Here is a 26934-nt window from a genome sequence, read left to right on the forward strand (position 1 = left end):
GGCGGAGTTTCATGCGTTGATGGCGGTGTGGCGTTAGCCGCGACCCAACGTTGCTCAAACCCTGTACCACACTGGCAGGGGCAGCCCCGCAAAGGCTGCCCCTGCTGACGTTCAGAAGCTGTAGGTGCCTGTGACGACCAGGCTGCGGGGGTCGCCGACCTGGATCTGCGCTGCACTGGTCGCCGAACTGTAGTATGTCCGGTCGGCAATGTTGCTCAGCGCCGCCCGCACATCCCACGCCTGGCTGCGGTACCCGGCCAGCGCATCCCAGCGGCCATAACCTGGCAGCACCGTGGTGTTCTGGTTGTCGGCATACCGCTGACCGACCAGCGTCAGGCCTGTTTCGGCATACCAGCCCAGTTCTGGCTTCCAGGTGACGAACAGGCTGGCGTTACGCTTGGCCACGTCATTGATCCGGTTATCTTGCTGGCCGTTGTTGTCCTTGACGATGGTGGCATCCTGCAAGCCAACCCCGCCGCGCACGTACCAGTTGCCGATCACATTGCCCGTGGCGGTCAACTCGATGCCGCGCGAGCGCTGAAGGCCGCTGAGCAAGGTGATTTCCGGGTTAAGCGGGTCGCGGGTACGACGGTTGTAAAGCTCCAGTTCATAGACCGCCAGGGTGGTGGTCAGGCGTTGGTCGAACCAGTCGCTCTTCACGCCAACTTCCTTTTGCCGGGTCAGCTCGGGTGCCGTCTCGTTGCTGTTGCCCGGGGCGCCCGGCGTGATGCCGATCAGGCCACCGCCTACCGGCGAGAAGGTCTTGCTCCATGATGCGTAGAACGAGTGATCCTGCCACGGGGTGTACACGATCCCTATGCGAGGGCTGGTGGTCCGGCTGCTCTGTTTTTCGGACAGGCTGCGCACCTTGTTGGTGGTCTCCACGTCGAATTCATCGAAGCGCACGCCTGCCAGCAGCTGCCATTGATCGTTCAGGCGAAGCTGGTCTTGCAGGTACAGGCCACGGCTTTGCACCACGGTGTGGTTGTTGCTGGACATCACCATGCGACCGTTGTGCTGCTTGCTCCGGTCAGGGTCGTACAGGTCCAGCGGCGGCACGGGCCGCCCGCCGGCGTTTGCCGCAGCCGCGGTATACAAGGTAGGGTCGCGGCGTTGGCTGCCGAACTCCAGGCCCAGCAACAGCGTGTGCCCCAGGCCTAGTGTGTCAAAGGTGCCTTCGGCTTCCAGGGTGTTGAACAGGTTGCGGGTGTTCAGGTCCTGCTGCCAGCGCTGACGCGTCACCGTGCCATTGCTGGGGTTATAGGCGGTGGGGTAGGTGTTGTCGAATTCGCTGTCGAGCTTGAACAGGCTCAGGGTGTGACGCAGTTGCCACGCATCGTTGAGCTCGTAGTTCAGGCGTGAGCGCAAGGACTGCGCCCGGTCATCGATGAAGTCACGCTGTGTATCGCCGTAGGTCGTGCTGCGGCTGACGTTCGCCGGGCGGCCATCGACGCCGGGGATACCGCGGTCCGGCGTGCGGTTGAAGCGGCTGTACTCGTATTGCACCAGCCAGTTCAGCTGCGGCGTGACCTGCCAGCTGACCGAGGGCGCGAACAGCTGGCGGCTACCGTCGATACCGTCACGGAAGCTGTTGTTGTCCTGGTTACCCATGTTCAGGCGCAGGCTGACCGTGTCGCTGGGGTCTGCGCTCAGGTCGGCATACAGGCTGCGCAGATCCTCGCTGCCTGCCCGTGCCTCCAGGGTAGAGCGACGGCCTGCCTCGGGCGCCTTGCTGATGCGGTTGACGATACCCCCCTGGCCGCCCCGCCCATACAGCACGGCCGCCGGGCCTTTGAGCACATCGACCCGTTCGATGCTGTGCAGGTCGCGGATGTACTGGCTGTCATCGCGCACGCCGTCCAGATAGAAGTCATTGCCGGCTTCGAAGCCGCGAATGCGTACGCTGTCGAAGCGCGTGTCGGCACCACTGCTGACGTTGGGGATACCCTCGAGCGCTTTGCCCAGCGTGTCGCTGCCGTAGTCCAGCACCTGCGACGTCTTTATCGTATCCACCGCCTGCGGCACGGAGCGCACGGCAGTGGCGGTTCGAGTCGCGGTACCGACCTCACGCACCCGCGGGTTGTCTTTTTCCCGCTCGCTTTCGGCGGTGACGGACAGCTCAGGTAGGGTGGTGGTGGCAGCGCTTGTGGGGCTGGCAGCCAGCAGGCATGAAATGGAGAGCGTGATAGGAGCGAGGCGAGAAGGGGCAGGCATGGCGCACGTTCGACCGAGCAATAATGAAGGTGCGAATGATAATGGGTGCTATTTACTAATGCTCGCCTATTCTGAGCCCTGGATTTTTACGTTTGTATCACTTTGTAACTAATTACGAAGGCCTGCCAAGGGAACTTGTCGCTGTGATCAGGATGAGTTTTCCATATCAAGAAGGAATATCCTCCTACAGCTTTAGTTCTAAAGAAAATGCCTCATGAGCGCTCGGTTTTTAGTTATATCAACCTGAATTTCACGTTTTTTTGACATTTGTAATCGCACGCCGCTAGGATTCGGCCACGCCTGCTGGCCAATCCGTTTGGCCATGCTGTTGCCAGGCCGGCCGCGTTTACCGGCAAAGGGGCTTTTGGCAGAACCTGCATAGCGTCGAACCTACGAAGGGGCGTTGGTTTATGGCGTCATTACGCAGCGCGTTTTCGATCAAGAAATAAGGAAAATAACATGTTGAATACCAGGATCAGCCTGGTCGCCCTGGCGATGATCGCCGCGACCCAGGCCCAGGCCAATGACCAGGCCGCCAGCAACGGCTTCATCGAGGACAGCCACGCCAACGTCCTTCTGCGCAACGCCTACATCAACCGTGACAAGAAGCACGGCACCGATGACCAGATCGAGTGGGGCCAGGCATTCATCGGTAACTTCTCGTCCGGCTTCACCCAGGGCACCGTCGGGGTCGGCGTCGATGCATTCGGCCTGTACGCCTTGCGCCTGGACGGCGGCAAGGGCCACAACGGTGGCGGCGGCGTCGACTTCTTCAAGCCGCACGACACCACCAACGCCGATGGCAATGCCCGTTCGCCGCACAACCTGGCCCGTGCCGGTGCCGCCGTGAAGTTCCGCATTTCCAACACCGTGCTCAAGTACGGTGACCAGATGCCCGCCCTGCCAGTGCTCCAGTACGACGATGCGCGCCTGCTGCCGGAAAGCTTCACCGGCACCCTGATCACCTCCAAGGAAATCGAAGGCCTGGAGCTGAACGCCGGTCGCTTCACCCAGGAAGCGCGCAAGAGCGCCGAACGCCGCGATGGCGGTGGTCTGAAGTCGATCAACGTGTTGGGCGGTAGCTACAAGTTCAACGACAACTTCACCGCGTCGCTGTACACCGCCGACACCGAAGACGTGATGAAGAAGCACTACCTGGGCTTGAACTACGTCTACGCCATTGCCGAGAACCAGTCCCTGACCCTGGACTTCAACGGCTACAAGTCGAGCATCGACAACAAGTACGTGCGTGAAGCGGGCCTGAACGGCGACTCGAACACCATCTGGAGCCTGGCCGCCACCTACGCCTACGGCGCCCACTCGTTCACCCTCGCTCACCAGCGCAGCACTGGCAGCACCGGCTACAACTACGGCTGGTACCAGAACCAGGGCGGTGTGGGTGATGGTGGCTCGACCATCTTCCTGGCCAACTCCTACTGGTCCGACTTCAATGCCGAGGACGAGCGTTCCTGGCAGCTGGGCTATGGCCTGGACTTCGGTGCCTACGGCATCCCTGGCCTGACCTACAAGCTGGCCTACGTGGTGGGTGACAACATCAACACCCGCAATGTCGCCAACCCACAGGGCTTCGGCGAAGGCAAGGAGCGCGAGATCTTCAACCAGATCCGCTACGTGGTACAGGAAGGCCCTGCCAAGGACCTGTCGGTCAAGCTGCGCAGCTCGTTCCTGCGTACCAACAATGCCGTGCGCCAGAACGGTTACAACGACGACGGCAACGAAGTCCGCGTATTCGTCGAGTACCCGATCAGCATCTTCTGATCTGGTCACCCACGCAGGCCACCTTCGCACCGCGTGCGCCGTTGGCCTGAGCCTACGGGCTGCCCGTCTCTAGACAGGCAGCTCAAGGGTCACGCGCAACCCGCCCCCCTCACGGTTGCGCACCCGCAATGCCCCCCCATGGCTGGTCATGATTCGCTCGACGATACTCAGCCCCAGCCCATACCCGCCGGATGCCTGGTTACGCGAGCTCTCGCCCCGTACGAACGGTTCGGTGACGGTCGCCAGCAGGTGCGGCGCAATGCCTGGGCCTCGATCCTCGACGTGAACCAGCACCCGTGCCCCTACGCGCTCCACCGACACACTCACCTGACTGGCATAACGCAATGCATTGACCAGCAGGTTTTGCAGGCAACGCTGCACCATCAGGGCATCGACGCTCACCACGCCGCCATGGCCGTGCACGGGTATTGGTTCGTCGGCAGTGGCCAGCTCGGCGCACTGGCGTATCACCAGGCGATCCATGTCGACCGGTTGCAGGTTTTGCTGTTCGCCCGCACGCAGGTAGTCCAGCACCTGGCCGATCATGTCGTCCATCTGGGCGATGTTCTGCCGTAAGCGCTGCCGGTGTTCGTCGTCGGGCATGCGTTCCAGGCGCAGGCGCATGCGCGTCAGCGGGGTGCGCAGGTCATGGGAGACAGCAGCGAGAAAGTAAGCCTTGTCGTTGACCATGGCGATCAGGCGCTGCTGCATGGCGTTGAAGGCTTGCGCGGCCTGACGAACCTCATCGGGACCATCGAGCGCCAGCGGCGGTTGTTGCAGGTTGCTGCCCAGCGCCAGCGCCGCATCCGCCAGGCGGCGTAGCGGACGCAGGCACAGGCGCACGGCAATCAGGCATACCACCAGCACGGCGACAATGCGCAACGCGTACACCCGCAGCAGGTAGTCACTGATCAGCAGCCAGGCGGATTCACCGCTCCAGCCCTGCAGTTCCTGCCCGTCTATGGTCAGCCAATGCCCGTCTGCCAACGGCACCGCAAACTGAAGATGGGCCTGGGCGGTGCGCAGCCCGAACAGGCTGCGCCAGACGATCGGCTGGCCCAGTTCGTCGGTCAACTGCACCTTCATCAAGCGCACCTGCGGCTCATGGCCAAGCTCGTATTTCAGTGCCTGGTGAAGCAGCAACTCGACCCGTTTGCGCCCGCGCCGTTCATCCTGCTGCAGTACGGGCAGCTGCTCGGCGCAGCGCAACTGGTAATGGGCCGGCACCTTGAGCACGCCGGCATGACAGCTGGCCTGCTGGATCAGCGGTGCACTGCGCGCCGCAATCAAGCGCACGGGGGCTTCGAACACCTGGGCGAAGCGCACATCGAACCAGATGCTGCTGGACATCAACTGAATGGCCAGGGTGCCGCCCACCATGATCAGCATCAGCTGCCCGAACAGCGTGCGCGGCCACAGTCGGCGAGCCCAGCGCATGTCAGGCCGTGGCCTGGGTCTGAGCAATGCTCAGCAGATAACCTTCGTTGCGGATGGTGAGGATCTGCGCCACATCGCCAGGCGCATGGCGCAGATGCTGGCGCAGGCGGCTGACGCACATGTCGACCGAGCGATCGTCCGGCAGGTGGTCGCGGCTGAAGGCACTACGTGTCAACTGGTCGCGAGACACCACACGGTTGTTGGCTTCGAGCAGTTCGCGCAGCACCCGATAATCGGAGCGCGGCAAGGTCAAGGTCTGCCCGTCGGGGCGGGTCAGCAGGCGCTTGATATGTTCCAGGCGAAAACCTGCAAAGACATGGGCTTGGACCTGGGTTGGCTCCTGTACGGCAGCCTCCAGCCGATGGGGCCTGCGCAGCACGGCCTTGATCCTGGCAATGAGCTCCCGGGGTTCGAAAGGCTTGGCCAGGTAATCGTCGGCCCCTACTTCCAGGCCAATGATGCGGTCCAGTGCACTGCCCTTGGCCGACAGCATGATCACCGCCAACCCCGGCAGGGCCTGCAACTGACGGCACAGGCTCAGGCCATCTTCACCGGGCAGCATCAGGTCCAGCACCACAAGGTCCACCTTTTGCCGCGCCAGGTGCTCGTGCATCTGCTTGCCGTCGGCCGCCGCCAGTACGACGTAGCCTGCATCGGTCAGGTAATCGCACAGCAGCTCGCGAATCTCGTCGTCGTCATCAACAACCAGCAGGGTTGTGCTCATCTGAAAAAACACCTGTGAGGCGGGCGTCGTCAACGCCCGTTACGTTGCATTACATCCCCGTACATGTCGGGTGTAGAGCCCGGAGGACTGATCCCTAGAATCCTAACAAAAAATCATCTGCAAATACGAAGCCTTCCCAAATGAATCCCTCAAGCATCGCCAACACCTTCACCGCGTTCACCTGTGGCGGCACCCGCCTCAAGCCAATTGCCTTCTTCGTCGGCCTCGCCATCAGCGGTGGCGTCATGGCCGCCGGCAGCGCACCTCTGGTGCTCGATGCCACTCAAATCGAAGACAGTGCCCTGCTGCCCCAGGACGATGCCGGCCAGCTGGGCTACACCGTCGAACGCACGCGCAGCTCCACCGGCCTGGCGCTGACCCCACGGCAAACGCCACAGTCGGTCACCACCATCACCCGCCAGCAGATGGATGACCGCGCCATCCACAGCATCGAGCAGGCGCTGGAAACCACCCCCGGGGTAACCGCCAGCAAATCCGAAGTGGGCGGACGCACCGATTACCGCGCCCGTGGCTATTCCATCACCAACTGGAAAATCGACGGCCTGCAGGCACCCGGCGCGTCCGACTTCAGCGGTAGCGGCAACGCCCTGAACATGGACCTGTACGAGCGCATCGACATCGTGCGCGGTGCCAACGGCCTGCTCGGCGGAACCGGTGACCCGTCCGCTACCATCGACCTGATTCGCAAGGCGCCCACCCGCACCTTCGGCGGCAGCGCCTATGCCACCTACGGCAGCTGGGACAAACGCCGCCTGGGCGCCGACCTGAACCTGCCGCTGTCCGAAGACGGCCGCCTGCGCTCGCGTTTCGTGGTGACCCAGCAGGACGCCAACTCGTTCCGCGACTACCAGTCCGACCGTTCACGCGCGGCCCTGGCCAACTTCGAGTTCGACCTGGACGACGCCACCACCCTAGGTGCCGGCTATCAGTACGAGTACAACAAGGTGGTGGGCGGTGGCTGGGGCGCGAACATCCCCATCTGGTACCGCGACGGCAGCAAGACCGACCTGCCACGCAGCTCCAACCTGGTACCGAGCTGGAGCTTTGGCGAGTACACCACCCGCACCGCCTTCGGCTCGCTGGTGCACCGCTTCGACAACGACTGGTCGCTGGACCTGAAGGCATCCCAGAGCACGACCGATGCCCTCAACCACCGAGGCCTGGGCAAGGTCAACTCGGCAGGGCGTGGCCGGTTCGGCGGCTACTGGAATCAGGACGGCAGCGGCGCGGTGCTCAACGGCCTGCACAGCTCGAGCGACACCACCCAGCAGTCGGCGCAGATCGACCTGTCCGGCCCGTTCCAGTTGTTTGGCCGTACGCACCAGGCCATGGTCGGCTACAACGACAGCCGTAGCGTGCAGTGGTCCCCGGAATACCGCTGCAGCATGGTCGGTGGCGGCAAGGCCACCGATCCAGTGGTGGGCTGCTTGTTCCGCGCCAACAATGGCCTGCCCATCAGCGACTGGCGCAATGGCGTGGACGGGGACTATGCCATGCTGGCTTCGCAGACCGGCAAGCACAGCAAGACCACCACCCGCCTGCAAGGCATGTACGCCGCGACCCGCCTGAGCATCACCGACCCACTGTCGGTGATCCTGGGCGTGCGCACCACTGACTACTCGGCCATCACCCGCAGCGTGGATGCCGTGCGCACCAGCCAGGAAGAAAACGGCGTTGTGACTCCCTACCTGGGCGCGGTCTACGACCTCAACGACACCTACTCGCTGTACGCCAGCTACACCGACATCTTCAACCCGCAAACCCAGGAAACCAGTGCCGGCAGCCGGGTCGAGCCGATCCGTGGGCAAAGCTACGAGACGGGTATCAAAGGTGCCTGGTTCGACGGTCGCCTGAACGCCTCTGCGGCGTACTTCCGCACCAAGCAGGAAAACAAGGCCGTGCTGGACGGCGGCCTGTCGACCCCGACCGGTGGCGATGCCTACAAAGCAGGCTCAGGCCAGGAAACCGACGGTATCGACCTGGAAATCGCCGGCGCCCTCACCCCGGACTGGAACGTGTACGCCGGCTACACCTACCTGCACTTCCGCCGCGTTGACAGCGACGGGCGCAGCGACCCTTCGCACCTGTTCAAGGCCTCCACCACCTACCACCTCAGCGGCCCACTCGACCGCCTGACGGTCGGCGCCGGCGTTACCGCGCAGTCCAATATCCGCGCCCTTTCCAGCCCGGCGGGCCAGCCCGTCAACGGCGTGAGCAGTGGTGCTACCGACGTGAACTGGTCCGGCTACGCCATCTGGAACGCCATGGCCAAGTACCAGGTGACCGACGACACCAGCGTGACCCTCAATGCCAACAACCTGTTCGACAAGCACTACTACACCCGCTACGGGTTCTATGCAGGGGCCGTTTACGGTGACCCGCGCAGCTTGTCGATGACCGTCAACACCACCTTCTGATCCACGTTGCAAGGACGAACACCTCACCCGCGCCCGGCGGGTGAGGTGGTTCATGCAGGGCTGAAGGCGCGGTCAGAGGGTGGGGGGCTTCGCGTTATCCACAGCGGGCGGCTCGAACCTGTCATCGAAGCTGTCCCAGTCCTCGCCGAACAGCTCCATCGGGTGCATGGTCCGGTCGGCACCATTGCCGCATGCCAGCGCCTTGGCTGGGCAATACAGATCGCAGCCCCAGCAAATGCGCTCGGGGTGGCTGGGGTGCTTCGGGAATTTCTTGGCCATGAGGTGCCTCCGGCAGGCGGTACATGACCTGAGCCTAACCTTCGCAGCGCTATTCGAGTTGACCGAAGTCAAACACCAGCCAATGGCATCCTGATCATCGCCTGACCGTCTGTCCCCAGAAAATTGGCAGAAACTTCTACGTCGCTTGCCTATATAGCGTAATGTGGGCGTCCCGATCCGTGAACTGTTACAGCACAAGACCCCACTAAGTCATTAGCGGGGCGATGACGCGTCGCTCAACGGCACCTTTCTGTAGGGCTTCCCTCAACTATTCTCAGCAAGGACTTGAACGGATCGTGACAGCTCAGCATGACGTTGAACGGTATTGGGGAGAGGTATGACCCTGCAAAAACGTAACAACGTCCAGGTTGCCGGAGCCGGTGACGTGACCCTCGTTCTGTCCCATGGTTTCGGCTGCGACCAATCCATGTGGCGGCTGCTGCTCCCGCACTTTCTCGAACGCTTCCGGGTCGTGACCTACGACTTGGTCGGGGCGGGGCACTCGGACCTGAGTGCCTACAAGCACGACAAGTACTCCACGCTGTGGGGCTACGCGAGCGATCTCAACGAAATCATCGACGAATACGCCCAAGGCCCGGTCATCGTGGTCGCCCACTCGGTCAGCGCCATGATCACTGCCCTGGCCGAGCGCCAGCGGCCAGGCCGCCTGATGGGGCTGGTCATGGTGGGCGGCTCGCCCTGTTACGTCGACGACGAGGCGTACACCGGCGGCTTCACCCCCGATGAAGTGCACGACCTGCTGACCACCCTCGACGAAAACTACCTGGGTTGGTCCAGCTCCATGGCCCCCGTGCTGATGGGGACCCCCGGCCAGCCGGCCCTGGAGCAGGAACTGGCCAGCAGTTTCAGCCGCACCGACGCCCAGATCGCCCGGCACTTCGCCCGCGTGATCTTCCTGTCCGACCACCGCAAGGACGTGACAGGCCTGCAGCTGCCCACCCTGATCGTGCAATGCACCGGGGACCCCGTCCTGCCTTTAGCGGTAGGCAACTACCTGCACGCCGTCATGCCCAGCAGCCAGCTGAGCATCATCGAGAACATGGGCCATTACCCCCAGCTGAGCGCGTCAGGCGCTTGTGCGGCCGCGATGGACCAGTTCTTCACCCACCTTGGCCTCGACCATGGATAACACGGCGCTGCTGTCCACCCAGGCCTTCTTCGAGCACGCACCCTGTGCCCTGGTGGTGATGGCGCCCGACGGCACCCTGGTGCGCTGCAACCAGACACTGGCCGACTGGCTGGGGTACGACAGCGCCACCCTGCACGCGATGAGCTTCGACCAACTGCTGCCCGCCGACGGCCGCGTGTTCCTGCTGACCCACTGGGGCCCACTGCTGAACATGCAGGGGTCGATCTCCGAAGTGAAGATCGCCCTGCGCCACCGCGACGGCCGCAAGCTGCCCATGCTGCTCAGCGGCGTGCGCCGCGAAAGCGATGACGGCATTCGTTACCATCTGGCGCTGTTCAGCGCGCTCGAAAGCACCAGCAGTGGCAAGGCTGCCCTGGAAGCCATGCAACGCGCCGAAGAAATGCTGGCGCAGAAGATAGAAGCCGAAAGCGCCCTTCAGCGCGCCCAGGCTGAACTCGCCGCCGCCTACCAGGAAGTCCAGCGCCGTGCCGTCTTCTCCGAACAGATGGTCGCCATTGCCAGCCACGACCTGAAGAACCCCCTGACCGCCATCCAGATGGCCGCGTCCATGCTCAAGCGCGATCTACCAAGCGACCGTGCTCGGCGCTTGTTGGCGGGCATCGATACCTCGACCGAGCGCGCGCTGCGCATGATCGTCGACCTGCTCGACTTCGCCTCGGTCAGGCTCGGCCCCGGCATGACCATCCGCCGCGAGCGAGTGGACCTGGTGCGTGCCGTGGATTATTCGATAAGTGAGCTGAAGGTGGCCTTCCCTGACGCACAGATTCGGCATTACGCCCGCGGCCGGCGCGTGGTGCAGGTCGACCCGGATCGGTTGCAGCAGTTGATGGGTAACCTGGTGGCCAACGCTGTCGCCTATGGCGACCTTCGCTATCCCATTACCGTGACCACGGATTTCTCGGATGACGGGGCGGTGGTGACTGTGCAAAACCATGGTGCTGCCATCGATGACGCGCTGCTGCCCACGTTGTTCGAGCCGATGACCCGAGGCAGCGATTGCCAGGACACGGTGCGGTCGGTGGGGCTGGGGTTGTTCATCGTGAAGAAGATCGCCGAGGCGCATGGGGGGAGTGTGAATATGTGCTCGGATGGGGTGTTGGGCACACGGTTTGAGGTTTGGTTGGGGTGAGGGGGCTTGGGCAGGTGCGTTCAATTCGCCGGGAATCCTAACCCGTATCTTGCGTAAGCGCCGTTCCATACGAGCAACCCCCCAACACCGCATCCGGAACCGAGCGAATCCCAGTGTGGGAGCGGCCTCGCGCCGCGATGGGCTGCACAGCAGCCCCAATAAGGCGTTTCAGAAGTTCGATGAATACCCTGTGAGCTCTCAAGTTTCGCAAAGTTGGTTCAGTGCTTCAGTTGCGTTTCTTGCCCGTATACCTGGTCATTATTAGGGCGCCCTAGGGCGCCCTTAATATTTTCAAGTCATACTGTCTTTCTGGTTTTTAAAGCGTCTATGCCTTCGTTTAAGTTTTTCGCCAGCTCATGCAGCGCCGCCGCGGCTAAAAATCCTGATCTGGACGCATAAGCGCTGTCTTCTTTCACGCGATCATCTATGCGTTTGAGGAGACCTTCTGGTAAAGACGCGTTAAAGCGAACCGACTTCCCATAGTAGGGGGTGACGTCGAATTCTACGAAAGCCCAGATGCCATCGGCATAAGCCGGGTCCTTCCTATGGATTTCGATATTTTGAGGTTGCGGCAGAGGCTCTCCATCTTCTACCAAACCTTCAAAGTGCATCTCTAACGCCAGTTGGACTTCGCTCAATGCTTCATCGATCGTTTCGCCAGCAGAGAAGCAGCCCGGTACGTCTGGAACTGTCACTCCGTAGTCGGAGCCTTCATCTTTGTGCAAAACAACTGGGTATTTCATTTTAAATATCCCTCCGAAAAATTTCGGCGATTCGATTTCACTATTGCTAACAGCAAGCTTACGATCTACCCGCAAGGGTAAAACCGGTCAGAGACCGGCTTGCTTCCAAATGTTTCGAAGCGTCCCGGTTGCCACATCCTTATTTGGATGAGGAACCGTAACCCGCCCCTTCTTGGTTGGATGCTTGAACTGCTGGTGGCTCCCATCAGTCCCTTTGACTCTGACCCAACCGTCATCCTTCAGCCGCTTGATGATGTCTCGGCTGTGCACGGGTACCTCCTCAAAGCTTGCCGCGGTTGTGTGTATGCTACACAACGATTCAGAGGATTGTACACACTAGTACACAATGTCTAAGATCCGACAACCCAACGCTTGTTCCCCAGAGCAGGGGGATGAGCTCACATCGACCGTATTTGCATACGCTTCACCTCCGTTTGCTAATCCTCGCCCCACCGTATCCTGCCTAGAATGCTGAGCGTTATCAGGGATGGCCCCTGCGACCTGTGGGGGATGTCCTCTAGTCTGTGGCTGGCGGCTCCTGACGTCCTGGAGCGAGGGCATCTCATGATCTGGCCTCTTGAAGCCGTTAAAGGTGGGCGGGTAGAGGCTGCATTGGCTGACGAGACCAGTGCTGCGAGATCCTGAGTTGGATGAAATGCAGCAATGCGATGACCGGGGCATGCCCGACTGTTAGTCAGGTGCACCCCATTCCTTGGTCTGCGGCACCATCCCCTACATCGCTGCTGCTAGAGCCATTGGCGTCTGTCACGCCTATGTCAGGAGTGAAGTTGCTGCAAAACCAAATGCGATAAGGGCTGCAGCACTGTCAAGAGCGCCCGGCTCTTCCCATTGAAAGAGACGGATCACTGGATAACTGCTTAGGGCAGTCAGGCCTTCTCGGCCATCGGGTTTCACGTACCTGAGCCGCCCGCCCTTGCGGCCGTTGGATTGCACAAGCAGGTCAAGACCGCCCCCATCGAAGAGCTTGTACTCGCGCTTTCTGGGCTTTGCCGTGCGACAGGGGGTACCGGTAGGCGGGGCAGTTTTGCGGGCCGCAAGGATAGTCTCCGATATCGAAACGGACCTCTACCCTTAAAACTAGCCTTATTAGCGCTGGCCACTCCCGAAATCCGACGGCACGCCAAAACGAAAAAACCCGCCAGAAGGCGGGTTTTCCGGGGGTTCCAGAGATTTTGAAAACCTTCTCTGGAACCTTATATGGTGCCGGCACCAGGAATCGAACCCGGGACCTACTGATTACAAGTCAGTTGCTCTACCAGCTGAGCTATACCGGCAATGGGGCGTCATTATAACGATCGTTTGGCGTGTGTAAACCACTTCCTTGCGATTGTTTGAAAATGACCTAACTCACCGACCCAAAAGGGAAATTTTCTTACCAGCCGCGGTGGAGGGTGGTGACGTTTGGTTCGGTCTTGCCGGGGTTGAAGAACAGCTTGTCGTTGTCGCAACCGCGCTTGCGGCAGGTGTTGTCGGCGCGCAGGGGTAGGCCTCGGTCGCCGCCCAGCTGCATGCCGGGGTGGTTCCAGCCGAGGTTGCCGGGGGCGGGGTGCGAGGGGCCGCTGGCGCAGGCGGTGAGGGCCAGGGCGAAGGCGAGCAGGGCGAGGGGCTTGGCTTGGGTCACGAGAGTCAGGTCCGTTGTCGAATCTGGCGCAACGCCAGATGGCCGCAGGGCTGGCAGGCAGCGCGCGACGTCACTTTTTAATGTTTTGGGGGGCGCATGATACACGGTTGTGGGGGCGGGGATTAGGGGTGGGATGTTGCGGGGAGTGTGCGGTGGGTCATGGAATTGGAAGTTGAGTGGGTTTTTGGGGGAGGCGGGGGTGTGTGGGGCTGTGGATATGGGGTTTGGGGTGGAGTTGCTGGGGCCGCTTTGCGGCCCATCGCGGCGCGAGGCCGCTCCCACACCGGGATACGTTGGGCTGGAGTTTTGTGTTTGATTGATGGTACGGGATGAGTGGTTTGTAGTCTGAGGGCCTTGGTTTTGTAGGAAATGTCTGGACTCTTCTGCTGGAGGCTTCTGCAAATTTACGTATCGGACGTATCCTACGCGCTCTGCCGAAGTATCGCCGTTGTCTGGGAAATACCTCACGGATACCTTTGCCCCGTCGCTCTGGCGACCGGGTGTGAGAACCCGACTTCGAATAAGCGCTACCTGCAATGGTGGCCGTGCGCGGGCAGGCTTTGGTCTGGCCGGGGTTCCTTATTCACTCGGTTTCTCACCCTGCGTACGGCTGCCACCCTATCCGTGAGAAGGTCTGCGTGGCGGCTCCTGTTTTCGAATAAGGAACCAAGTCATGGATACGAGCAATTCGGACCCTATCACCACCGCAGGCGTAGAAACCTTCCTCCAAGCCGGCACCCCACCCGTAAACCTCCTTCGCGTACAGCCCGGCATCCCGGTGGATGCTGCGTACGAGCACGTCTCCATCCTGATGGGTTACATCAAGCACCTGGTGCGTGAGGGGGACATGGAGGATGACCACAAGCTGCTCGGTGCGGCGGATTACCTCTGTGACATGGCCAACGCCTTGCTGAATGACATCGAAATCGCCAAAGGCAAACGCCCCTAGCCAACCAGAACCTCGGCGGCATGGATGACAATGGGCCAGGGTGCCAAGCGGATAGACAAACCGTTCTCAGGCACCCGTCCAATGCTTTCATCACTGCTCAAGGAAAACAGACTTCGGAATTTCAAAGCCACACGCGAGTACTGAAGCATTCACAGTTCCGGCATGGCAGCTCGATCCCCTACGCACCAAACGTCTCTGAAATCAACAAAAAATCGCCCCTGAAAAATTGCTTATGCACAAGCGGCATCGAATGTTTGTGCCAATGGCATAACCCCGCCCGCAATAAACCAAATTTGCGCAAATGCCTGTTTTTGCTGGTCTTGAACGTCATTTTGGAATAAGCCAATCCGTCCGAATGGCCCCGTACACCAACAGGTAACCCCAAGCTTGTTCACAGACTTATCCACAGGCTTTTCTGCGGCTATCTGTCGCGCTCGGCGAGGATCATCAGGTTGCGTGGGGTGAGGGCATAGTCGCAAAACACGCCCAAAAGTACGTCATAGCCCTGTTCGGTCAGAAAAAGGGCACGGTCCAGTGCCAGCCAGAGTTCGAGTGGGCGGCGGAAGAGGTTGCGCAGGCGTTCGAGGTTGCGTACCTGCGCCAGGCGATTCCATCCTGCCGATTCCAACGCCGCCCAATCGATATCCCCATCCAGGTCCAGTTGCTTGAGCGCAGCCAGGTCACGGCAATACCGCTCGAAGGGCTTGGCCAACCAGGCCACCGGCAGCGATGGCGTGGGCAGGTACTGGTCGGTCTGGCGCTGTTGGCGTTGCAGCAGGTCGAAGCCCAGGCGGCGGGCCATGGACGTGTCGCGCTGGCGGCGTACGCGGGCGCCGGCGGTGACGGTTTCGCTCAGGGGCAGGCCAAGGTCATCCAGCGACAGGTGCAAGGCCGAGGCGCGAGCAGCTGTGGATAACGCCTGGTACTGGGCGGTGGCAATGCGGTTGTAGCAGCACGGGGCCACGGCCAGTTGTGGGCAATGTTGCTGGCTGGCCAGGCGCAGCAGCCGGACATGCAGGTCGCCGCAGGCGTGCAGGGCGACCACGCTGGTGTCTGCATCCAGATGCTCGACGCTGCCAGGGGCCATCACGTCCTGATGGATGTGTTGCACGGGCAAATGGTGATGGGCACTGAGCGCCTGCCCGGCAGCCACCAGCGCGGTGTCGTACTCCAGGCAGGTCAGGCGCTGGCCGGGGTGCAGCAAACGCCGGCCCAGGTGGCCTTTGCCCGAGCACCAGTCCAGCCAGTGGCGCGAGGGCGCGCGGAAGGCGAGGTGACGGGCGAAGGCTTCGATCTGGTGCCATTTGCGGCCGGGTACATTGACGTCAAGCCGGTGGGCGGCGGCGGGGAGCGCACAGGTGGGCAGGGCACCCAGCGCGCTGAGCGCCTGGGCGGCATCAGCCAACTGTGGATAAGGTGCGGGCAGTGCGTGTGGGTCGACGTCACCTTCGGCCTCGGCCAAGGTGCTTTGGCGCAGATGCCGCGCAAGTTCCGGGTAGGTGCTTTCCCAATCCAGGTGCAGATGGGTGAACGGCCTGGGTTTCCACAGCGCCTGATGCTCGGTCAAAAACCGGTCAAGCGCCTGAAAGCGTTCGAGCAAAAGGTGGCTGTGGAGGGAGGTAGGCATTGGGAGCGCTGTCGATAAAGGGTGGTCAGGCCTTGCTGCCGGCTGAACCCGCTTTCACCCAGGCATCCACATGCCGGGTAAAAAAGGGCCAACCGGCTGCAGCCGGTAACGGATCAGCGCCCTTGGCAGGCGTCCACGCGCAACCAGCGCTCCAGCAGCTTGAAGCCCTGCACCAGCATGAACGAGATCAGCAGGTAGAACAGGCCAGCGGCGAAGAAGATCTCCACCGGCAAGTACGTGCGGGCAATGATGGTCCGCGCCATGCCGGTTAGTTCCAGCAGGGTGACCGTACTGGCCAGCGCGCTGGCCTTGAGCATCAGGATCACTTCGTTGCTGTAGGCCGGCAGGCCGATGCGGGCAGCCCGGGGCAGCATGATGTAGACCAGCGTCTTGGCCCGGGACATGCCCAGCGCCCGCGCAGCCTCGATCTCGCCCTTGGGAATGGACTGCAAGGCGCCGCGCAGGATTTCGGCGATGTAGGCGGCGGTGTGCAAGGTCATGGTCAGCGCGGTGCACCAGAACGGGTCGCGCAGGTACGGCCATAGCGCGCTGGCGCGCACGGCGTCGAACTGGGCCAGGCCGTAGTACACCAGAAACAGCTGCACCAACAGCGGGGTGCCGCGGAAGAAGAAGATGTAACTGAAGGGCACGGCGCGCACGTACCAGTGCCGCGAAGAGCGGGCGATACCCAGCGGGATGGCCAGGATCAAACCGGCCACCACCGCGATGGCCACCAGCTCCAGGGTCAGGGTGGCGCCCTGGGCCAGGCGCGGCAGCCACTTGATGATCACTTCCCAGTTCATTGTTCGGCCCTCGCGAAGCCGCGAGCGGCGCGTTGTTCCAGGAAATGCATGCCGGTCATGGCAATGACGGTCAGGCTGAGGTAGATGCAGGCCGCCACCATGTAGAAGGTGAACGGCTCCTTGGTCACGGTCACGCCAATCTGGGCATGGCGCATGATTTCTTCAAGGCCGATCACCGACACCAGCGCGGTGTCCTTCATCAGGATCATGAACAGGTTGCCCAGGCCGGGCAGGGCGATGCGCCACATCTGCGGCAGGATGATCCGCGACAGGATGCGGCCCTTGGACATGCCCAGCGCCAGCCCGGCTTCGCGGTGGCCTTTGGGGATGGCCAGGATAGCGCCCCGGAACACCTCGGTGGCGTAGGCGCCAAAACACAGGCCCAGGGCAATGACGCCTGCGGCAAAGGCGCTGAGCTCAAGGCCTGGCATGTGCAGGGCTTCGCCCAGGGCGTTCATCAGGCCCACGGTGCCGAAGTAGATCAGCAACACCCACAGCAGTTCGGGAATACCCCGTACCAGGGTCGAGTAGAAACCGCCAAGCCACTGCAAGGGCTTGAGCGGGGAAGTCTTGGCCAGGGCGCCGAGCAGGCCCAGCACCAGCCCTAACAGCAAGGCGCACAGCGCCAGTTTTACGGTCATCAGGGTGCCGGCCATCATGGCCGGACCGAATCCGTGCAAGTCGATATTCATGGGCAGGTCATTCTAGGGAGAGGCGCGCCACCGGGGCGCGCCAATCGGGGCGGATCATTCGATGCTGAACGGGAAGTACTTGTCGTTGATCTTCTTGTACGTACCGTCGGCCTTGATTTCGGCCAGGGCCTTGTTCAGGTCGTCGCGCAGCTTGGTGTCACCCTTGCGCACGGCGATACCGATCTTGTCGCTGTCCATCACTGGCTCGCCCTTGAACTCGTAGTTCATGCCGTCCTTGCTCTTGAGCCACTCGTACTGCACGTACTTGTCGGCCAGGATGCCGTCGATACGGCCGGAAACCAGGTCCAGGTAGGCGTTTTCCTGGGTGTCGTACAGCTTGATGTCCACACCGCTGTAGTTGTCTTCCAGGTAGGTGCCAGCCAGGGTGGCGCGCTGGGTGCCGATGACCTTGCCCTTGAGCGAGTCCTTGTCAGTCTTGAAGTCGACGTTCTTCGGTGCGATGAACTGCAGCTTGTTGGAGTAGTACGGGTCGGTGAAGTCCACCGCCTGCTTGCGCTCGTCGGTGATCGACAGCGACGAGACCAGGAAGTCGAACTTCTTGGCGTTCAGGGCTGGAATGATGCCGTCCCAGTCGGAGGTGACGACCGAGCACTCGACCTTCATCTTGGCGCACAAGGCATCACCAATGTCCTTGTCGAAACCGACGACATTACCGCTGGCGTCCTTGTTGTTGAACGGTGGGTAGGCGGCTTCGATACCCATGCGCAGTTTTTCCGCGGCCATGGCATTGGCCGACATGACCAGGGTGGCAGCGGCTGCCAGGAGAAACTTCTTGTAGGTGTGCATGTATTGCTCCGTTAGCGGTGGCTGGACATGAATTGCTTGCAACGCGCCGAGGTCGGGTTCTCGAAGACCTGCTGCGGCGATCCCTGCTCTTCGACCAGGCCCTGGTGCAGGAAGACCACTTCACTGGACACCTGGCGGGCAAAGTTCATCTCGTGCGTCACCAGCAGCATGGTACGGCCTTCTTCGGCCAATGCGCGGATAACGTTAAGCACTTCCTGGACCATTTCCGGATCGAGGGCCGAGGTGGGCTCGTCGAACAGGATGACCTTGGGCTTCATGGCCAGGGTACGGGCAATGGCGGCGCGCTGCTGCTGGCCACCGGACAGCTGGGCGGGGTAGCTGTGACGCTTGTCGTAGATCCCCACCTTGTTGAGCAGCGCCTCGGCTGCCTCGACGGCCTCGGCCTTGCTTTGGCCAAGTACGCGGCGTGGGGCCTCGATGATGTTGTCGAGGATCGACATGTGCGGCCACAGGTTGAAGTTCTGGAAGACGAAGCCGATTTCGCTGCGCAGTCGGTTGATCTGGCGGTTGTCGGCAGCCATCAGGTCGCCGTTCTTTGCGGCCTTGAGCTTGAGGGCTTCACCGGCCACGAGGATTTCGCCCTGGTGCGGGTTTTCCAGCAGGTTGATGCAGCGCAGCAGGGTGGACTTGCCGGAGCCGGACGACCCCAGAATGGAGATCACGTCACCGTCGCGTGCGGTCAGCGAAATGCCCTTGAGAATTTCCTGCTCGCCATAACGTTTGTGCAGGTTGCGGATTTCCAGCGCGGGCGTGGCCTGAGCCATGTGCGGTCCTCATGTGTTCGGGTGCGTTCCCAGCTGTTGGCGGCCTTCCTGGCGTGCGCCAAGCTAGCATAGCGGCATTATGACGGCCAACAGGGTCGCCGGGCGCTCTGGGCATTGGTGGGGCAGTTTGTCGCATCGTTGCAGCGCAACGTCGCGCAGATGTCCACAAGGGAGGTTACCCGGCACCAGAGCCATGATGAAAAAAGGCGCGATGGTGCCAGTTTTGACGGTCTCAGGGAAGCGCTTTCGGACCATGTGCCCGTCAAACCTGACTGTCCGGGCAGCCTGTCGAGGCGCTCCGGTGCAGCCTTTCTGAACCCCGCCGCGGTCCAGGGTTGTACCGAAGGGTTGCGCCCTGTTTGCCTTGTGATGGTGCGCAGGTGTTACCGAGGGGCACCTTTGGTGCATTTGTAAGTGAGTATTTCGGTAATGAGCGCTTTTGATGGCTAATCGGCCATTCAATGGCCCTTTTTGCCGTGGCCCCCGCCGTTATTGGCTTCCGGCGTGGTCGGGCCGAGTGCGCGTAGCACATGGCGCGGTTATTGCCAGTGTCCAATCAATGGTTGCCGCTGTGCATGCTCCAGACGCGAGCCGCGCTTGCGCAACCGATGTGATCTACTCCTTGCAAAGGTAGTTTTATGAGCGGCAACAATTCCAATGACCTCGCTCAGGGGCTTAAACAACGGCATGTGACCATGCTGTCCATTGCTGGCGTCATCGGCGCAGGCCTGTTCGTCGGTTCCGGACACGCCATTGCAGCGGCGGGCCCGGCGGTACTGCTGGCTTATGCCGCCGCCGGTACGCTGGTGGTGCTGGTCATGCGCATGCTCGGTGAAATGGCAGTGGCTTCGCCCGACACCGGTTCGTTCTCCACCTACGCCGACCGCGCCATCGGGCGCTGGGCCGGCTTCACCATCGGCTGGCTGTACTGGTGGTTCTGGGTGTTGGTGATTCCACTGGAGGCCAACGCCGCTGCAGCCATCCTGCATGCCTGGTTCCCAGCCGTTGACCTGTGGGCGTTCTCCCTGCTGATCACCTTGGCACTGACCGTGACCAACCTGTTCAGCGTGAAGAACTACGGTGAGTTCGAGTTCTGGTTCGCCCTGCTCAAGGTGCTGGCCATCATCGCGTTCATCGTGGTCGGTTGTGTGGCCATGTTCGGCCTGGTACCCAACAGCCAGGTCAGCGGTGCCAGCCACCTGTTCGATACCCAAGGCTTCATGCCAAACGGCCTCGGCGCCGTGCTGGCTGCCATGCTGACGACCATGTTCTCATTCATGGGCACCGAGATCGTCACCATCGCCGCTGCCGAGTCCAAGGACCCGGGCAAGCAGATCAGCCGCGCCACCAACTCGGTGATCTGGCGTATCTGCCTGTTCTACCTAGTGTCGATCTTCCTGGTCGTGGCGCTGGTGCCATGGAATGACCCGGCGTTGGCCGAAGTCGGTTCCTACCAGACCGTGCTCAGCCGCATCGGTGTACCCAACGCCAAGCTGATCGTCGATATCGTGGTACTGATCGCCGTGACCAGCTGCCTGAACTCGGCGCTGTACACGTCCTCGCGCATGTTGTTCTCGCTGAGCAAGCGTGGCGATGCCCCGGCCATGGCCCAACGCACCACCAAGGCGGCTACCCCTTACGTGGCGGTGCTGCTGTCCACTGCGGCGGCGTTCCTGTGCGTCTTCGCCAACTTCCTTGCGCCAGCCCAGGTCTTCGAGTTCCTGCTGGCAAGCTCCGGCGCCATCGCGTTGCTGGTGTACCTGGTGATTGCCGTTTCGCAACTGCGCATGCGTGCCAAGCGCGAGGCCAGTGGTGAGCAGATCGCGTTCAAGATGTGGCTGTTCCCAGGGCTGACCTGGGCGACCATCGCCTTCATTGTGGCGGTGCTGGGGGTAATGGCACTGCGTGAGGACCACCGCATCGAGATCATCGCGACGGCACTGCTGAGCATCGCCGTGGTGGCTGCGGGGCTGCTGGTGCACCGCAAGCGCGAAGCCGGTGGACGGGCAGCGGTGGCCAAGTAAGGCCGCCACTCCATTTGCCTGCGTGCAGGGCCGGCCATCGCGGCCGGTCCAGCGCCCCGGCAAGGCCGCTCACGCAGGTATTCGGTCGTCTTTAGGAGCGGGGCAAGTCGGCTGTTTCCAAGCCGTCAGCCCGGCCACCCTAATCAACCAAACTGCTTCTGCTGTTGCTGCTGCTTGGCCACCAGCTCGGACGCAGCCAGGTAAGCCTCCTGGAACTCATCGCTTTCCAGCCATGCCATGGTCGTGTCTTCGTCCGCGCCATCGAGCCATGCACGGTAGGCGTTGAATACCATCACGATATAGTCGGTCGCGTGTTCTTCCTTGTGGCCCTTGAGCACCAGGGCCAGCAGCGGGTCAACCAGGAACACCGAGATCATCGGCACCAGGCCGCCTTCCTGGGCTTCCTTCATCTTCTTGAACAAAGGGTCGTAACTGGCCGACGCCATGGCCTTATCGAACACCTGCTCGACGCTGGCGCTATCGCCTGCGCTGGCCTTCACGGCCTGGCCGCTGCGCACCATGCGGTTCTGCTTGGCCTTGGTGGCGGCGCGCTTGGCGCGTTTTTGTTGCTTGCTGGAGGTGGCCATGGGCAATCCTTGGGTGGGGCTTGAAAGTGCGCGTATTGAAGCGCAGTTACCCGCGAAACCCAAGTGCCATGCACGCACCGCCGGCGGTCAGCTGGCGATCGCGTCGTCCTCCTCGAACCCGCGCGATGCCCGCCCGACCAGCAGTGGGTCCGGCGCGTAGGCCACGCTCAAGTCCTTGTCCGGGTAGTCCAGCGAATGCAGGAAGTGGCGGATGCAGTTGATGCGCGCACGCTTCTTGTCATCGGACTTGATCACCGTCCACGGCGCGTCGGCGGTGTCGGTGTGGAAGAACATGGCTTCCTTGGCGGCGGTGTAGTCGTCCCACTTGTCCAGAGACTTGATGTCGATGGGCGACAGTTTCCAGTGCTTGAGGGGGTCGTCCCGGCGCGAGATGAAGCGGCGCAGTTGTTCCTCGCGGTTCACCGAAAACCAGTACTTGAACAGCAGTATGCCGCTGTTGCACAGCATCCGCTCAAGGTCCGGTGCCTGGCGCATGAACTCCAGGTATTGAAGGGGGGAGCAGAAATCCATCACCTTCTCGACGCCCGCGCGGTTGTACCAGGAGCGGTCGAAGAACACCATTTCCCCCGCCGTGGGCAGGTGCTGCACATAGCGCTGGAAATACCACTGGCCTTTCTCTTGTTCCGACGGCTTTTCCAGCGCCACGATGCGAGCGCCCCGGGGGTTCAGGTGCTCCATGAACCGCTTGATGGTCCCACCCTTGCCTGCAGCGTCACGCCCTTCGAACAGAATCACCACCCGCTGCCCGGTTTCTTTCACCCAGCTTTGCACCTTGAGCAACTCGATCTGCAGGGCGTGCTTGGCCCTTTCGTACTCTTGTCGACGCAGGCGCTGCGGGTAAGGGTAGCCGGATGGCAAGCGCGCCGATGTGCTGTCTTCGCTGCTGCCCTTGGGAGCGCTGGCCACTTCCAGTGCGGTCGGTGCCTGGCTGATCGCGGTGATGGCCGGTTCGGGTTTGCGCGGGCGGGGGCGGCGAGTGCGGGGCTTGGCCGTGGGGGTAGCCTTCTTGGGGGGTGGGGAAGTCTGGAGAGGGGCGTCGTCGCTCATGGAGGTCCTTGCAAGGTGGTTCGAATGTTCACCTTGAATGCTAAGGACGACAGGGCGCTGGCTCTTTGATGTTGATCAACCCGGCCGGGATGAGTGCTGCTGACCGAAGGCTACCCACGACGAAGGGCGACCCACCAGCACTTTTCGACAGGCAACAAAAAACCCGCACTGGGCGGGTTTCTTGTGTCGCTTCGGGTAACTTTGCAACCACCAGAAGCTGAAGGTGGTGCCCAGAGACGGAGTCGAACCGCCGACACGAGGATTTTCAATCCTCTGCTCTACCGACTGAGCTATCTGGGCGACGAGGTGAATTAAATAGACTTTCAGACCGCTCGTCAACGACTTTTTGAAAAAAATATTAAATTAATTCCGTCGCTTACGTGCCCCCGGGTCATTGCGAGGGCGGTACGTAGCCTTCTGCCTGAGCGTATTCTTCGCCAGCGAAAAACTTGTCCATCTCGGCCTGGAGGAATTTGCGGTCCTCGCCATTCATCATGTTCAGGCGCTTTTCGTTGATCAGCATGGTCTGGTGCTTCTGCCAGTCGGCCCAGGCCTTCTGCGAGATGTGGTCGAAGATGTCCTGGCCCTTGGCCCCTGGATAGGGTGGGCGGTCCAGGCCGGGCAGTTCTTCGTTGTACTTGCGGCACATCACGGTGCGGGTCATCAGGCATCTCCTGCAATCAGTTCGTCGGCTGCGCGTTTGAGCAGCTTCTTCACCGGGGCGGCCAGGCCCAGGCGCGGTGGGGTGGCCAGGTTATACCAGAGCCAGTCGGCCTCGACCATGTGCTCGCCAACCGGGTCGACGTGCACCAGCCAAGGCTCGATGGCCAGCTGGAAGTGGCTGAAGGTGTGGGTCAGGTTGTCCAGGGCGTGGCTGCGGCCCAGGCGCAGGCCGTGCTGATCGGCCAAGTCGTCAAGCTGGGCGATGTCGTCGAGCTCCGGCAAGCTCCACAGCCCGCCCCACAGGCCACTGGACGGGCGACGGTACAGCAGGATGGCGCCGTCGTCGTTGGCCAGCAGCGGCATCAGCGTGCGCCGCTGGGGTAGCGCCTTGCGCGGCTTGGGCTCGGGGTAGCGGGTTTCTTCGCCGTGCAGGTGCGCCTCGCAGCCGCGCCGTACCGGGCAGAGCAGGCAGGTGGGCTTGCTGCGGGTGCAGAGCGTCGCGCCCAGGTCCATCATCGCCTGGGTGTAGTGGTTGGCACGAACCATGGGCGTGAAACGCTCGGCAGTGGCCCACAGCTGGTTGGCTACCCTCGGCTCACCCGGGTAACCGGCCTGGGCGGTGAAGCGCGCCAGGACTCGTTTGACGTTACCGTCCAGGATCGGCGCACGGATGCCCATGCTGATGCTGGCGATGGCCCCGGCTGTGGAGCGGCCGATGCCGGGCAGCTCGGTGAGCTGCTCGACGCTGCGCGGAAACACCCCGCCATGCTGCTCGACCACGATGCGTGCAGCCTTCTGCAGGTTGCGGGCGCGGGTGTAGTAGCCCAGGCCCGTCCACAAGTGCAGCACCTCGTCCTCGGGCGCCTCGGCCAGCGCTTGCACGGTCGGCAGCGCATGCATGAAGCGGTCGAAATAGTTCAGCACGGTGCTGACCTGGGTCTGTTGCAGCATGATTTCAGACACCCACACCCGGTACGGGTTGATGCCCTGTTGCCAGGGCAGATCGTGCCGGCCGTGCGTGTCGTACCACTCCAGCACAGCGCTGGAAAACTGCTCGGGTGTCATCGCTTGAACAGCCCCTTGAGCGCGTCTTTGAGTTCCGGGCTCACTTTGTCTCCGAGTTTTTCATCGAGTTTTTCGTCGATCTTGTCTTTGAGGCGGTTGCCTGCGAGTTTGGCGGCGACCTTGCCCATGCCGTCCTTGTCCAGACGGCAGGCCTTGGCGCCCAGCTCCAGCGGGCCACGGCAGCGCAGCGGCACTTCCACGCCCACGTAGCGCTCGTTGACCTGGCAGGCCGGGTCGGGCATGGCCCGCTGATCGCCCTCGACGATAACACCCACGTTGTAGTCCATGCCCAGTACCCGCAGGTCCACGTCACCATGGCCGTTGACGGTCAGGCCTGGAATTCGCACCTTGAGGTCAGGGTTGCTGGCCACGCCATTGCGAATCACCACGCTGCCACGCAGCGCCTGGAACGGGGTGTCCTTGCCGCGCGGCTCGCCGCTGAGCGACTTGCGGTTGAGCGTGGCAATGGCCTGGCACAGCTGTTGTTCGAGGTTGGCGTTGACCAGCACACCGTCATTGATGGTGAAGTTGGCCGTGCCGTTGAGCGTGTCCACCAGCGCTTTCTGGCTGTTGCCGGTGGCGGTCAGGTCGCTGGACAGGGTCAGCAAACCCTTGACCGGCGGCGTCTTGTCCTTGTCGTCGGTCTTGATGAAATGCTCGACGGGTACTCGCTGGATGCGGGTGTTGACCCCCAGCTGTGGCACGGCGGGGCGCACGTCGACCGTACCCTTGGCCTCGAACGTGCCGTTGTACAGGTCACCGCGCAAGGTTTGCAGGGTCAGTAGCCCACCCTGGCCATTGGCCGTCAGGCGGGCGTTGCCGATGGGCAGCTTGTCCAGCGTCAGCGAACCGAAGCTCAGGTCTGCCTGCAGGTCGAGGGCGCGCAGACGGTCCACCGGCAGCAGTTTGTCAGTGCTCCAGGCGCCCTGGGTGGGGGCGTCGGGCAGGGGTGTGCTGCCTGCACCGGCCACGGCACTGGCTTCTTGCTGCTGTACCTGGGCCTTGCGCGCAGCAGTGGCGCCCTTGGCCTCTTCGCTCTTGGCCGGCAGGTACCGGTCTGCATCGAAGCTGTCGCCCTTCAGTTGCAGGCGCAGGGCTTGCTTGGCGAAATCTTCAACCGCCACGCGTCCGGTGAAGGTGCTGCTGTCCAGTTTCACCGACAGGTCTTCCAGGGCGATGCTGGCAGGCGTGCCTTGCAGGCGCGTGACCAGCTCGAGCTTGCCGAATGCAGCCGGGTCCTGAGTGGTAGGCAGCGGGTGGCCGATACCGTCCAGGAAGGTACGCAGGTCGAACTGGGCAATGGACAGGCCGCCACTTAGCTGCGGCGTCTTGTCCAGCTCGCGCAGGTTGAGTTCGCCCAGGGCGCGCAGCTGGTTGGCCGACAGTTTCAGGCCGTTCCATGACGCCACGTTGGCGGCCTGGTCGAGCAGCAACTGGCCCTGGGCGGCGAAGGTTACGGTCTTGCCGCCAGTGGGCTCTCCAGAGGTTTCGCCCGACAGGCGCATGTCTTCGAAGCTGTAGCGCTTGAGCGCACGGTCCAGACGCAGCTCGCCGGCCACTTCGGTGCGCGCCTTGATGTTGGGCTGGCTGGCGCTGATGAATGCGCTGGCCTTGAGTGGAATAGTGGCGCCTTCGTGTACCGCGCCGGTGCTGAGTTGAATGCTTTCGGCGTTGTAGCTGACGCCGCTGCGTGCGTCGGTGTACTGCACGCGTGCGTTGTTCACGGTCAGGCTGTCGATATCGAGCTTGACCGGTCGGTCTGCGTTGGCAGTGCCGGAGCGCTGATCGGTGTTTTCGGGGCCTTGCGCATTGCCTGGTGCAGGGGTTTCGCCCTCGGCCGACGCAGGCAAAGGCTTGCCGATGTCCTCCCAGTTGCCATGCCCTTGTTCGTCACGTGTCAGGATCAGGTTCAGCCCTTCGACGCGCACATCACTCATCTGCACCTCGCGGCGCAGCAGCGGCAGCACCCGCACCGACAGGCCCAGCATCTGCAAGTCGGCAAACGGCGCCTTGGGCGCATTCAAGGTGGCGATGCTGGCGTCATGCAGCTCAAGCCCCAGCCATGGGAACAGGCTCCAGCCAATGTCGCCGTTGAGAGTCAGCTCCACGTGAGCCTTGTCGCGCGCCAGCTGGCGAATCTCGTCTTTGTAGTCGTTGGGATCGAACAGGTGGGTCAGGGCAAAGCCCAGCGCCACGATGATCAGCAACAACCCGAGAAGCCCTAGGCCCAGGATTTTGCCGAACGCTTTCATGGGCGAGTCCTTAACTATCGGAATGTGAATTCAAGCGCGAGAGTATAGCGCCGCAG

23 protein-coding genes, 2 tRNA genes and 1 pseudogene are annotated in these 26934 nt (G+C 62.1%); 6 read left to right on the forward strand and 20 right to left on the reverse strand.

Features of this window, described 5'->3' with window-relative positions; translation table 11 throughout:
* Positions 1 to 111: 111 nt before the first annotated feature.
* Positions 112 to 2214, reverse strand: a complete 2103-nt coding sequence (locus B2Y33_RS05390) for a TonB-dependent receptor (RefSeq protein WP_206405229.1) — start codon at positions 2212 to 2214, stop codon at positions 112 to 114.
* A gap of 459 nt (positions 2215 to 2673) precedes the next feature.
* On the opposite strand from B2Y33_RS05390, the gene B2Y33_RS05395 reads away from it, so the two are divergent.
* Positions 2674 to 3993 (forward strand): OprD family porin, encoded by a 1320-nt coding sequence (locus tag B2Y33_RS05395; protein ID WP_023535821.1) that lies wholly within the window; start codon positions 2674 to 2676, stop codon positions 3991 to 3993.
* A 69-nt stretch (positions 3994 to 4062) separates the two neighbouring features.
* Here the strand turns inward: B2Y33_RS05395 and B2Y33_RS05400 are convergent, their stop codons facing one another.
* Positions 4063 to 5430 carry an ATP-binding protein gene (locus B2Y33_RS05400; RefSeq protein ID WP_028688171.1) on the reverse strand — a complete coding sequence of 456 codons (1368 nt, stop codon included), beginning with the start codon at positions 5428 to 5430 and terminating at the stop codon, positions 4063 to 4065.
* 1 nt (position 5431) lies between these two features.
* Positions 5432 to 6154: a response regulator gene (locus B2Y33_RS05405; RefSeq protein WP_027914099.1), complete on the reverse strand. Its 723-nt coding sequence runs from the start codon at positions 6152 to 6154 to the stop codon at positions 5432 to 5434.
* A gap of 140 nt (positions 6155 to 6294) precedes the next feature.
* Here B2Y33_RS05405 and B2Y33_RS05410 point away from each other — a divergent pair, with 140 nt between their 5' ends.
* A complete protein-coding gene (locus B2Y33_RS05410) occupies positions 6295 to 8592 on the forward strand; it encodes a TonB-dependent siderophore receptor (RefSeq protein ID WP_206405228.1) in 2298 nt (765 codons plus the stop codon).
* Positions 8593 to 8664: 72 nt separating this feature from the next.
* Here B2Y33_RS05410 and B2Y33_RS05415 read toward each other — a convergent pair whose 3' ends face one another.
* Positions 8665 to 8871, reverse strand: coding sequence for a DUF3079 domain-containing protein (locus tag B2Y33_RS05415; protein WP_023535792.1), 207 nt, complete (start codon positions 8869 to 8871; stop codon positions 8665 to 8667).
* Between the two features lie 337 nt (positions 8872 to 9208).
* On the opposite strand from B2Y33_RS05415, the gene B2Y33_RS05420 reads away from it, so the two are divergent.
* Positions 9209 to 10021, forward strand: a complete 813-nt coding sequence (locus B2Y33_RS05420; RefSeq protein ID WP_206405227.1) for an alpha/beta fold hydrolase — start codon at positions 9209 to 9211, stop codon at positions 10019 to 10021.
* Positions 10014 to 11171, forward strand: a complete 1158-nt coding sequence (locus B2Y33_RS05425) for a sensor histidine kinase (protein WP_206405226.1) — start codon at positions 10014 to 10016, stop codon at positions 11169 to 11171. The genes B2Y33_RS05420 and B2Y33_RS05425 overlap by 8 nt, the downstream gene beginning before the upstream one ends.
* Positions 11172 to 11467: 296 nt before the next feature.
* Here B2Y33_RS05425 and B2Y33_RS05430 read toward each other — a convergent pair whose 3' ends face one another.
* The 5 genes and pseudogenes from B2Y33_RS05430 to B2Y33_RS05450 form a co-directional block, all read right to left on the reverse strand.
* Positions 11468 to 11914 carry a type II toxin-antitoxin system HicB family antitoxin gene (locus tag B2Y33_RS05430; RefSeq protein WP_206405225.1) on the reverse strand — a complete coding sequence of 149 codons (447 nt, stop codon included), beginning with the start codon at positions 11912 to 11914 and terminating at the stop codon, positions 11468 to 11470.
* Positions 11915 to 12001: 87 nt separating this feature from the next.
* Positions 12002 to 12184 carry a type II toxin-antitoxin system HicA family toxin gene (locus B2Y33_RS05435; protein WP_080992932.1) on the reverse strand — a complete coding sequence of 61 codons (183 nt, stop codon included), beginning with the start codon at positions 12182 to 12184 and terminating at the stop codon, positions 12002 to 12004.
* A gap of 585 nt (positions 12185 to 12769) precedes the next feature.
* Positions 12770 to 12976 (reverse strand): annotated as a pseudogene (locus B2Y33_RS05440) (integrase); the annotation flags it as partial.
* A 157-nt stretch (positions 12977 to 13133) separates the two neighbouring features.
* Positions 13134 to 13209, reverse strand: a tRNA-Thr gene (locus B2Y33_RS05445).
* Between the two features lie 98 nt (positions 13210 to 13307).
* A complete protein-coding gene (locus B2Y33_RS05450; protein WP_023535804.1) occupies positions 13308 to 13556 on the reverse strand; it encodes a hypothetical protein in 249 nt (82 codons plus the stop codon).
* Between the two features lie 673 nt (positions 13557 to 14229).
* Here B2Y33_RS05450 and B2Y33_RS05455 point away from each other — a divergent pair.
* Positions 14230 to 14505, forward strand: a complete 276-nt coding sequence (locus tag B2Y33_RS05455) for a DUF3077 domain-containing protein (RefSeq protein ID WP_028687285.1) — start codon at positions 14230 to 14232, stop codon at positions 14503 to 14505.
* A 421-nt stretch (positions 14506 to 14926) separates the two neighbouring features.
* Here B2Y33_RS05455 and B2Y33_RS05460 read toward each other — a convergent pair whose 3' ends face one another.
* The 5 genes from B2Y33_RS05460 to B2Y33_RS05480 form a co-directional block, all read right to left on the reverse strand.
* Complete coding sequence (locus B2Y33_RS05460; protein ID WP_128611009.1) at positions 14927 to 16132, reverse strand: methyltransferase; 1206 nt, start codon at positions 16130 to 16132, stop codon at positions 14927 to 14929.
* Between the two features lie 113 nt (positions 16133 to 16245).
* Entirely contained in the window at positions 16246 to 16935 is a 690-nt protein-coding gene (locus B2Y33_RS05465) for an ABC transporter permease (protein WP_206405224.1), read from the reverse strand.
* Complete coding sequence (locus B2Y33_RS05470; RefSeq protein WP_023535794.1) at positions 16932 to 17627, reverse strand: ABC transporter permease; 696 nt, start codon at positions 17625 to 17627, stop codon at positions 16932 to 16934. Before B2Y33_RS05470 ends, B2Y33_RS05465 begins: the two co-directional genes overlap by 4 nt.
* A 54-nt stretch (positions 17628 to 17681) precedes the next feature.
* The gene (locus B2Y33_RS05475; protein ID WP_023535762.1) at positions 17682 to 18434 is read right to left on the reverse strand and encodes an ABC transporter substrate-binding protein; all 753 of its coding nucleotides are present in this window, start codon (positions 18432 to 18434) and stop codon (positions 17682 to 17684) included.
* An 11-nt stretch (positions 18435 to 18445) separates the two neighbouring features.
* Positions 18446 to 19219 carry an ABC transporter ATP-binding protein gene (locus B2Y33_RS05480; RefSeq protein WP_023535748.1) on the reverse strand — a complete coding sequence of 258 codons (774 nt, stop codon included), beginning with the start codon at positions 19217 to 19219 and terminating at the stop codon, positions 18446 to 18448.
* A 638-nt stretch (positions 19220 to 19857) separates the two neighbouring features.
* Between B2Y33_RS05480 and gabP the strand changes: the two genes are divergently transcribed.
* Complete coding sequence (gene gabP / locus B2Y33_RS05485) at positions 19858 to 21243, forward strand: GABA permease (protein ID WP_023535725.1); 1386 nt, start codon at positions 19858 to 19860, stop codon at positions 21241 to 21243.
* Between the two features lie 143 nt (positions 21244 to 21386).
* On the opposite strand, the gene B2Y33_RS05490 is transcribed toward gabP, so the two are convergent.
* The 6 genes from B2Y33_RS05490 to B2Y33_RS05515 form a co-directional block, all read right to left on the reverse strand.
* The gene (locus B2Y33_RS05490) at positions 21387 to 21830 is read right to left on the reverse strand and encodes a hypothetical protein (RefSeq protein WP_027914092.1); all 444 of its coding nucleotides are present in this window, start codon (positions 21828 to 21830) and stop codon (positions 21387 to 21389) included.
* An 87-nt stretch (positions 21831 to 21917) separates the two neighbouring features.
* Positions 21918 to 22898 (reverse strand): polyphosphate kinase 2, encoded by a 981-nt coding sequence (gene ppk2, locus B2Y33_RS05495; protein WP_028687282.1) that lies wholly within the window; start codon positions 22896 to 22898, stop codon positions 21918 to 21920.
* Positions 22899 to 23122: 224 nt separating this feature from the next.
* Positions 23123 to 23198 (reverse strand) — tRNA-Phe (locus tag B2Y33_RS05500).
* Positions 23199 to 23289: 91 nt separating this feature from the next.
* A complete protein-coding gene (locus B2Y33_RS05505; protein ID WP_027914090.1) occupies positions 23290 to 23562 on the reverse strand; it encodes an oxidative damage protection protein in 273 nt (90 codons plus the stop codon).
* A complete protein-coding gene (gene mutY, locus B2Y33_RS05510) occupies positions 23562 to 24626 on the reverse strand; it encodes an A/G-specific adenine glycosylase (protein ID WP_206405223.1) in 1065 nt (354 codons plus the stop codon). Before mutY ends, B2Y33_RS05505 begins: the two co-directional genes overlap by 1 nt.
* A complete protein-coding gene (locus B2Y33_RS05515; protein ID WP_206405222.1) occupies positions 24623 to 26878 on the reverse strand; it encodes an AsmA family protein in 2256 nt (751 codons plus the stop codon). The genes mutY and B2Y33_RS05515 overlap by 4 nt, the downstream gene beginning before the upstream one ends.
* Positions 26879 to 26934: the final 56 nt, after the last annotated feature.

Origin of the sequence: Pseudomonas sp. UBA5666 (genome assembly GCF_002420785.1) — a bacterium.
Lineage (GTDB): Bacteria > Pseudomonadota > Gammaproteobacteria > Pseudomonadales > Pseudomonadaceae > Aquipseudomonas > Aquipseudomonas fulva.

Bases quoted from the DNA above. Each gene is read 5' to 3' on its own strand.
- B2Y33_RS05470 (WP_023535794.1), bottom strand. From the start codon at position 17,627: ATGAATATCGACTTGCACGGATTCGGTCCGGCCATGATGGCCGGCACC.
- B2Y33_RS05400 (WP_028688171.1), bottom strand. From the start codon at position 5,430: ATGCGCTGGGCTCGCCGACTGTGGCCGCGCACGCTGTTCGGGCAGCTG.
- B2Y33_RS05415 (WP_023535792.1), bottom strand. From the start codon at position 8,871: ATGGCCAAGAAATTCCCGAAGCACCCCAGCCACCCCGAGCGCATTTGC.
- B2Y33_RS05475 (WP_023535762.1), bottom strand. From the start codon at position 18,434: ATGCACACCTACAAGAAGTTTCTCCTGGCAGCCGCTGCCACCCTGGTC.
- B2Y33_RS05410 (WP_206405228.1), top strand. From the start codon at position 6,295: ATGAATCCCTCAAGCATCGCCAACACCTTCACCGCGTTCACCTGTGGC.
- B2Y33_RS05455 (WP_028687285.1), top strand. From the start codon at position 14,230: ATGGATACGAGCAATTCGGACCCTATCACCACCGCAGGCGTAGAAACC.
- B2Y33_RS05425 (WP_206405226.1), top strand. From the start codon at position 10,014: ATGGATAACACGGCGCTGCTGTCCACCCAGGCCTTCTTCGAGCACGCA.
- B2Y33_RS05405 (WP_027914099.1), bottom strand. From the start codon at position 6,154: ATGAGCACAACCCTGCTGGTTGTTGATGACGACGACGAGATTCGCGAG.
- B2Y33_RS05480 (WP_023535748.1), bottom strand. From the start codon at position 19,219: ATGGCTCAGGCCACGCCCGCGCTGGAAATCCGCAACCTGCACAAACGT.
- B2Y33_RS05430 (WP_206405225.1), bottom strand. From the start codon at position 11,914: ATGAAATACCCAGTTGTTTTGCACAAAGATGAAGGCTCCGACTACGGA.
- B2Y33_RS05505 (WP_027914090.1), bottom strand. From the start codon at position 23,562: ATGACCCGCACCGTGATGTGCCGCAAGTACAACGAAGAACTGCCCGGC.
- B2Y33_RS05465 (WP_206405224.1), bottom strand. From the start codon at position 16,935: ATGAACTGGGAAGTGATCATCAAGTGGCTGCCGCGCCTGGCCCAGGGC.
- ppk2 (WP_028687282.1), bottom strand. From the start codon at position 22,898: ATGAGCGACGACGCCCCTCTCCAGACTTCCCCACCCCCCAAGAAGGCT.
- mutY (WP_206405223.1), bottom strand. From the start codon at position 24,626: ATGACACCCGAGCAGTTTTCCAGCGCTGTGCTGGAGTGGTACGACACG.
- B2Y33_RS05490 (WP_027914092.1), bottom strand. From the start codon at position 21,830: ATGGCCACCTCCAGCAAGCAACAAAAACGCGCCAAGCGCGCCGCCACC.
- B2Y33_RS05420 (WP_206405227.1), top strand. From the start codon at position 9,209: ATGACCCTGCAAAAACGTAACAACGTCCAGGTTGCCGGAGCCGGTGAC.
- B2Y33_RS05515 (WP_206405222.1), bottom strand. From the start codon at position 26,878: ATGAAAGCGTTCGGCAAAATCCTGGGCCTAGGGCTTCTCGGGTTGTTG.
- gabP (WP_023535725.1), top strand. From the start codon at position 19,858: ATGAGCGGCAACAATTCCAATGACCTCGCTCAGGGGCTTAAACAACGG.
- B2Y33_RS05390 (WP_206405229.1), bottom strand. From the start codon at position 2,214: ATGCCTGCCCCTTCTCGCCTCGCTCCTATCACGCTCTCCATTTCATGC.
- B2Y33_RS05460 (WP_128611009.1), bottom strand. From the start codon at position 16,132: ATGCCTACCTCCCTCCACAGCCACCTTTTGCTCGAACGCTTTCAGGCG.
- B2Y33_RS05395 (WP_023535821.1), top strand. From the start codon at position 2,674: ATGTTGAATACCAGGATCAGCCTGGTCGCCCTGGCGATGATCGCCGCG.